This is a genomic window from Calditrichota bacterium, from assembly GCA_016867835.1.
Classification (GTDB): Bacteria; Electryoneota; AABM5-125-24; order Hatepunaeales; family Hatepunaeaceae; genus VGIQ01.
Window position 1 is genome coordinate 1 of sequence record VGIQ01000150.1, and the last position, 5,277, is coordinate 5,277.

Below are 5,277 nucleotides of genomic sequence, written 5' to 3' on the forward strand. Positions count from 1 at the left end.
TGACCATTTTCGGTCGGTCTTCGGAGGCGCCTTTGGCGGGGATGTCTTCGGGCGGGGTGGAGGCACTCGCGGCCGCAGCACACCCAAAGGCGCAGATCTTAGCATTGAATTGTCTCTTACCCTTGAAGAGATCGCTGAAGGGACAACTAAGAAGGTCAAGGTGCGTTTCCAGAAGCCGTGCGACACCTGCAACGGCAGCGGTTCGCGCGACGGCCGGGTGGAGGTCTGTCCGCGCTGCAACGGCTCAGGCAAAGTGCGCCACGTCGCCGACTCCTTCTTCGGACGCGTCGTCAATGTAACGACCTGCTCGCTCTGCGGCGGTGAAGGCCGGGTGGCTCGCGAGGCGTGTCCAACCTGCAGCGGCCAGGGGCTCGTGCGCGACGAGAAGACCATCCAGGTTCGCGTCCCACCGGGGGTTGCATCAGGCAATTACCTTCGTCTTTCCGGAGAGGGCAACGCCGCGCCACGCGGCGGCCGGGCGGGCGACATCCTCGTTCACTTTGTCGAAACCGAGCACGACCTTTTTACCCGGCATGGCGACGACGTGCTCTATGAAATGGAGATCACATACCCTCAAGCGGTGCTTGGCGACGCTTTCGACGTTCCGACACTGGGCGGCAACGTTCGTCTCACGATACCGCCCGGGACGCCGCCCGGCAAACTCTTCCGTCTGAAAGGCAAGGGGATTGCTCATCTCAACAGCCCCGGACGCGGCGACCAGATCGTCCGGGTTACCATCCACGTCCCTAAGAAAGTAGGCGCACGGGAACGCAAGTTGCTCGAGGAGTTAGCCGGCCCGAGCACCGGCGGCGTCGATGACGACAAACCCTTCTTTCACAAAGTGAAGGATATCTTCCGGTAGCAACCGGACAGCAGCGATGAGCATCGGGGGTCGAATCCGGGAGTGGCGAAACAACGTTATCGGCGCCTGGCGAGGTCTGGCGTTCACTACCATCGAGCGACGGGCGATTCAGGTGCTGATTGCGATGATCCTCATTGGATCAACTTTGCGTTATCTTCGCGAGCGGCGACTGGCAGAAGGTCTGACACTCATTGCTTCCGAAGCCGCGGCAGATTCGGTGCAGAGGTCGCAGGAAACGTCGCCCTCACTTTCCGGGCAGGCAGCCTCGCGAGAGGCTATCGACCTGAACCGCGCCGATGCGACGGATCTTGAGTCTTTGCCCGGCATCGGGCCGAAGAAGGCAGCGCTTATACTGGAGTTGCGATCCAGACGAGGCGGGTTCAGGTCGGTGGATGAATTGAAAGACGTCAAGGGCATCGGCGCCAAGACGTTGGAGCGACTGAAGCCGCTGGTTACTTTGGGAAGGGTTGAATGACCGCGCTTGCAACGCAGACTTCAAGTTGCCATTAAACGGCAAATCCCCACTAATTAAACAGACAGTATCACCCGAGTTCTTTAATGTCCGAATCCCGTGCGACCGGTTCGTCCGGCTCCATCGTCCTGCAGATTGCGATAGGCGTTCTTGCGATCATCCTGCTGACCTCGATCCTCTATCCAAAGCATCTCTGGAAATTGCAAGCCCGGGAGGAGGCACTCTGCCGCGACCGGATGGAGAACCTCCTCTATGCGGCTCAATTTCACGCCCGAACCCTCCGGCAGCACTCGGACGATCTCGCCGCACAGGTCTCTTTCGCCGGGCAGACCGAGACCATCGTCCCGGCACCGCACTTCAAAGCGGACCGTCTCACCCGCGAAGACTCCGGCATCGACTCTTTCCAGATTGAATTCACCGATCCGTTCCTTCAATTCAACCATTATGAACGTCGGTTAGCCATCGACTATCCGGCCGGGCGGAAGGCTGACTTTGGCCCCGACTCGGTCGTCTTGAGCGTTCAGCCCAAGGCGCGTTTTCCCTTTGCGCCGGTCTCAAAATGTATCTTCGCCGCCGATGTGCCGATTACAGCCGTCATCGACGACCGGGGGGATCAAGGTTGTTTCGCTCTGATTGGCGCACAGGGTCGGATCCGAATGACCCAGATCCTTGGCGACCCTATCTCCGTCAAGGCGTCCGATTACATCTTCTTCATTGATACGAAGAGCCTTGAAAAGTGTCCCACAACCGGGACTCCCTATCCGGCACGGGTAAACGTCAAACTTGCCACCGAAGCGCTGATTGAGATGATGCTGGAGAAGAGCCCGCCCGTCGAACCTGTCAGCCGGTCGCGCATGCTGGCATCCAACGTCGTCTATCGCCTCTTGAAGGAGGCTGACGGGGCCACCAAGCGGGCGTTGCTCGAAGCGAAGACGATGGAGATCGTAGAAGACTCGCTGCTTAGTATCGAGTCACATCGGTTCCTCGATTCGACTGCTTCCAATCTGAATCGGGAAGGCATGGCCCAACTGGCGCAGGCTATAAACGACAGCACCCTCGAAGCGCATCCCTCCATCGAGGGAGACCAGAAGGTGCGTTGGGAAAAGATCCGCGATGCGGTCTATGACCGTATGAACTTGCTCAAGGTCGATTCAGCTTTCGGTGCCCTACGCGATGGAATTGTCAACCGTATGCGGGACCATATAGTGGCGCGGGAGTTTGATGTGGCGCTCAAACGGGTGCGGAAGGAAGGCCGGTTCGCAATCGTTGAAGGCGGCACCGTGAGCACTACTTCGGACTCGATTGCCTACTACGCCAACCCGGACCTGATCCGCAGCCGGCTCATACACGAGCGCACCGACAGCATCACTGCGGCACACCTGAACCGCGGCGACGTGCAGGACTTGCTTGAACACCTCGCGCGACGAGAGATTTACCGCACTGCAAGAGTCGATTCAACCGGCATCGACATCCATTGCCCCATCGAAGGCGAGTTTCTAAAGGCTGACCGGTCGCTATTCGACCGCATCTTCTCCGTCGGTGGAACGGCCAACCACGGTCAGGTCCATAACGGCGACCTCTCCTGGAGCGAAAAAAGATAACCGGAGGCAGTATGGCGGACGTCTTTGTCGTTACCTGGAGCGAGGCTGCGCTCGAACTCCGTCGCATCCCCAGCGAAGGAACCTGGAGCGATAGTTCCGAACTGGTCGGAAGTCTCCCGATTACCCGGCCCACTCGCATTTCCAGACTTGACGATCCGGCTTCGGGCGGTCAGTTGGGAGCCGTCCTGCACGACCTCCTGGCTGAAGTTGACCTTAGTCTCCCCTGCTGGCTACTGATGCCGCGGGGTTGGGCGTTCGAGTTTGACGTGCAAGCACCTCAACTGCCAACCGACGAAGAGCAACTCGAGCAGTTGCGTTGGGAAACGACCGCCCGTCTCGCCGAGCATTTCGAGGAATTCCGCTTCATTTTCACACCTTCCGGTAGAAATGGAGCCTACCGTGTCGTCGCCGCCCGGAGTGAACTCATCGACCGTTACATGGCAGCCGCCCACGTAGCCGGTATCGAGATCGCAGGTATAGGGTATGAACCGTCCGCGGGAGAGGTTTATTCGTTCGAGATTCCGCTTGACTTGCGAGATGCGATTCCGGTGGTCGATGAAGAGTCCGAGAGCCTGGCTCCAACTTTAGCCAAGCGCCAAATCACGGTGAAGCCGGCTTGGGCGGCAGTCATTCTCGTTGCAGCACTGGGTGCCGGCGCGTTCTATCTCTACTGGCCGCCGGTCAAGCCCCAAGTAGCCACTTTGACGCCTGCGACATCAGATCCATCGGTTACCGCTTCGACTCCAATGCCATTGTCCCCCTCCCAATCCAGCCCGACCAAGACTTCATCTAAGCCCGATCAGGAAATAGCCGCCCAGCCTCCCACCAAAGAGGCGCCAACGGCTTCGATTATAGCTACCCCGGACGTGGCAGGTTCAAAGGCGAAGGTCATCGAAAAAACTGCTGCATCCATCACGGCGACACCGACACCGTCTCAATCGAAGCCGGTCGCAACAACTCCGCAGCAGAAGCCGTTAACTGCCGGTTCCGAGTCGCCACTCCGCCAGTTCGTTTCATTGTTGCCGTCCGGTGCAAAGGTCTCGCTGGCGGTGATAAGCGCTTCAGGAACACTGATAGAAGTGCTTGACCTCGCCGATGAGCCCGCCTATTTGGCTGCGTTGAAAACGCGCCCGGAACTGACATCCGTGGCGGTGGCAGGCCGGTATTCCACAGGGATTGGCAGGGCTGTCGTCGTCAGGTCGGCAGCAGCACTTTCGCAGTCGAGCGTCGGCCGCGATCCATCTGCCTTCGAGCGGGTAGCACGTGAAGCCGGCCTGACGGCTCGAGGAAGAACCGCCGGCGGTTCTATGGAGGCTGCATTGCGCTGCGTCGATGCCCTCTACCGGACACCCGGCATTGCCAAGGTGACGCTGGCACGCTCCGGCAGCGAGTGGTCGGTAACGGTTCAGTAACCTCAGCATGCCGCGCATCGTAGGGGGGGCCGCCAAAGGCCGGAGGTTAAAGGCACCTCACGACGGAGTCCGTCCGGCGACCGCCCGGGCGCGTCAGGCACTGTTCGATTACCTGGCGCAGGTAATACCGGGAGCGAATGTGCTCGATCTCTACTGCGGTTCCGGCGGTCTAGGCATTGAGGCTCTTTCGCGAGGCGCGGCACACGTCCACTTCGTCGATATCTCGCACAAATCCCTCCATTACGCCCGTGAAAACGTTGCCCTTTGCGGCTTCGACGACCGTGCCTGGTTCACCCTCAAGGATGTCTATCGCTTTCTGCATCAGTGCCGGGAGGAAGGGACCGGCCCGTTCGATCTAATCTTCGCCGCGCCGCCTTATAGACAAGCCGAGCCGGAGCGTATTCTCGACGAAGTGGTTGCTTCAGAAGTGTTGAATACCGGTGGGTTGATCTGCCTGGAATATTCCCGCCATACCGCAGCGCCGCGGATGGAGGAATCGTCGCCGCTCACTCTCGATCGACGAAAGGTCTATGGCGAGTCCGTGGTTGAGGTGTGGGAACGAGTCCGTTAAGAGACTCGCGTATCCTGAAGGTCTTACGCACAGTGGGCGGGATAAATCCCGCCCACCAAGTTCAATAGTTTCCTTAGTTTGCTCACAATTCCCAAGTCAAGGGTACTCATACAAAGGAAACCTTCCCGACAGTTCCGATGTCTTCGCTGCAGCGCGGGCTATTAATGCGTCGTCGGCAAGGTTCTCCAGCACCTCCGCAATGATCCGACCGATCGTCCGCATTTCATCTTCCTTCATTCCGCGTGTTGTGAGCGCCGGAGTGCCGATTCGAACTCCCGATGTAACGAACGGCTTTTGCGGGTCGTTCGGCACCATATTCTTGTTGACCGTAATCCCTGCGCACTCGAGCGCTGCAGATG

At 59.0% G+C, this 5,277-nt stretch carries 6 protein-coding genes; 5 read left to right on the forward strand and 1 reads right to left on the reverse strand.

Features of this window, described 5'->3' with window-relative positions:
• The 5 genes from FJY67_11185 to rsmD all read left to right on the forward strand — a co-directional run.
• Positions 1 to 862 (forward strand): molecular chaperone DnaJ (locus FJY67_11185; GenBank protein ID MBM3330011.1); only part of this gene is annotated, 862 nt, incomplete at its 5' end.
• Between the two features lie 16 nt (positions 863 to 878).
• Positions 879 to 1,337: a ComEA family DNA-binding protein gene (locus FJY67_11190; protein MBM3330012.1), complete on the forward strand. Its 459-nt coding sequence runs from the start codon at positions 879 to 881 to the stop codon at positions 1,335 to 1,337.
• Positions 1,338 to 1,420: 83 nt separating this feature from the next.
• A complete protein-coding gene (locus FJY67_11195) occupies positions 1,421 to 2,935 on the forward strand; it encodes a hypothetical protein (protein ID MBM3330013.1) in 1,515 nt (504 codons plus the stop codon).
• Between the two features lie 11 nt (positions 2,936 to 2,946).
• On the forward strand, positions 2,947 to 4,347 hold the full coding sequence (locus FJY67_11200) for a hypothetical protein (protein MBM3330014.1): 1,401 nt from the start codon (positions 2,947 to 2,949) through the stop codon (positions 4,345 to 4,347).
• A gap of 7 nt (positions 4,348 to 4,354) precedes the next feature.
• Positions 4,355 to 4,918 (forward strand): 16S rRNA (guanine(966)-N(2))-methyltransferase RsmD, encoded by a 564-nt coding sequence (gene rsmD, locus FJY67_11205; protein ID MBM3330015.1) that lies wholly within the window; start codon positions 4,355 to 4,357, stop codon positions 4,916 to 4,918.
• Between the two features lie 96 nt (positions 4,919 to 5,014).
• On the opposite strand, the gene glyA is transcribed toward rsmD, so the two are convergent.
• Positions 5,015 to 5,277, reverse strand: a 263-nt coding sequence (gene glyA, locus FJY67_11210) for a serine hydroxymethyltransferase (GenBank protein MBM3330016.1), incomplete at its 5' end; no start/stop codon positions are given.

What these genes read in the sequence shown, in the direction of transcription:
- FJY67_11200 (MBM3330014.1), top strand. Translation starts at nt 2,947, where the DNA reads ATGGCGGACGTCTTTGTCGTTACCTGGAGCGAGGCTGCGCTCGAACTC.
- FJY67_11195 (MBM3330013.1), top strand. Translation starts at nt 1,421, where the DNA reads ATGTCCGAATCCCGTGCGACCGGTTCGTCCGGCTCCATCGTCCTGCAG.
- rsmD (MBM3330015.1), top strand. Translation starts at nt 4,355, where the DNA reads ATGCCGCGCATCGTAGGGGGGGCCGCCAAAGGCCGGAGGTTAAAGGCA.
- FJY67_11190 (MBM3330012.1), top strand. Translation starts at nt 879, where the DNA reads ATGAGCATCGGGGGTCGAATCCGGGAGTGGCGAAACAACGTTATCGGC.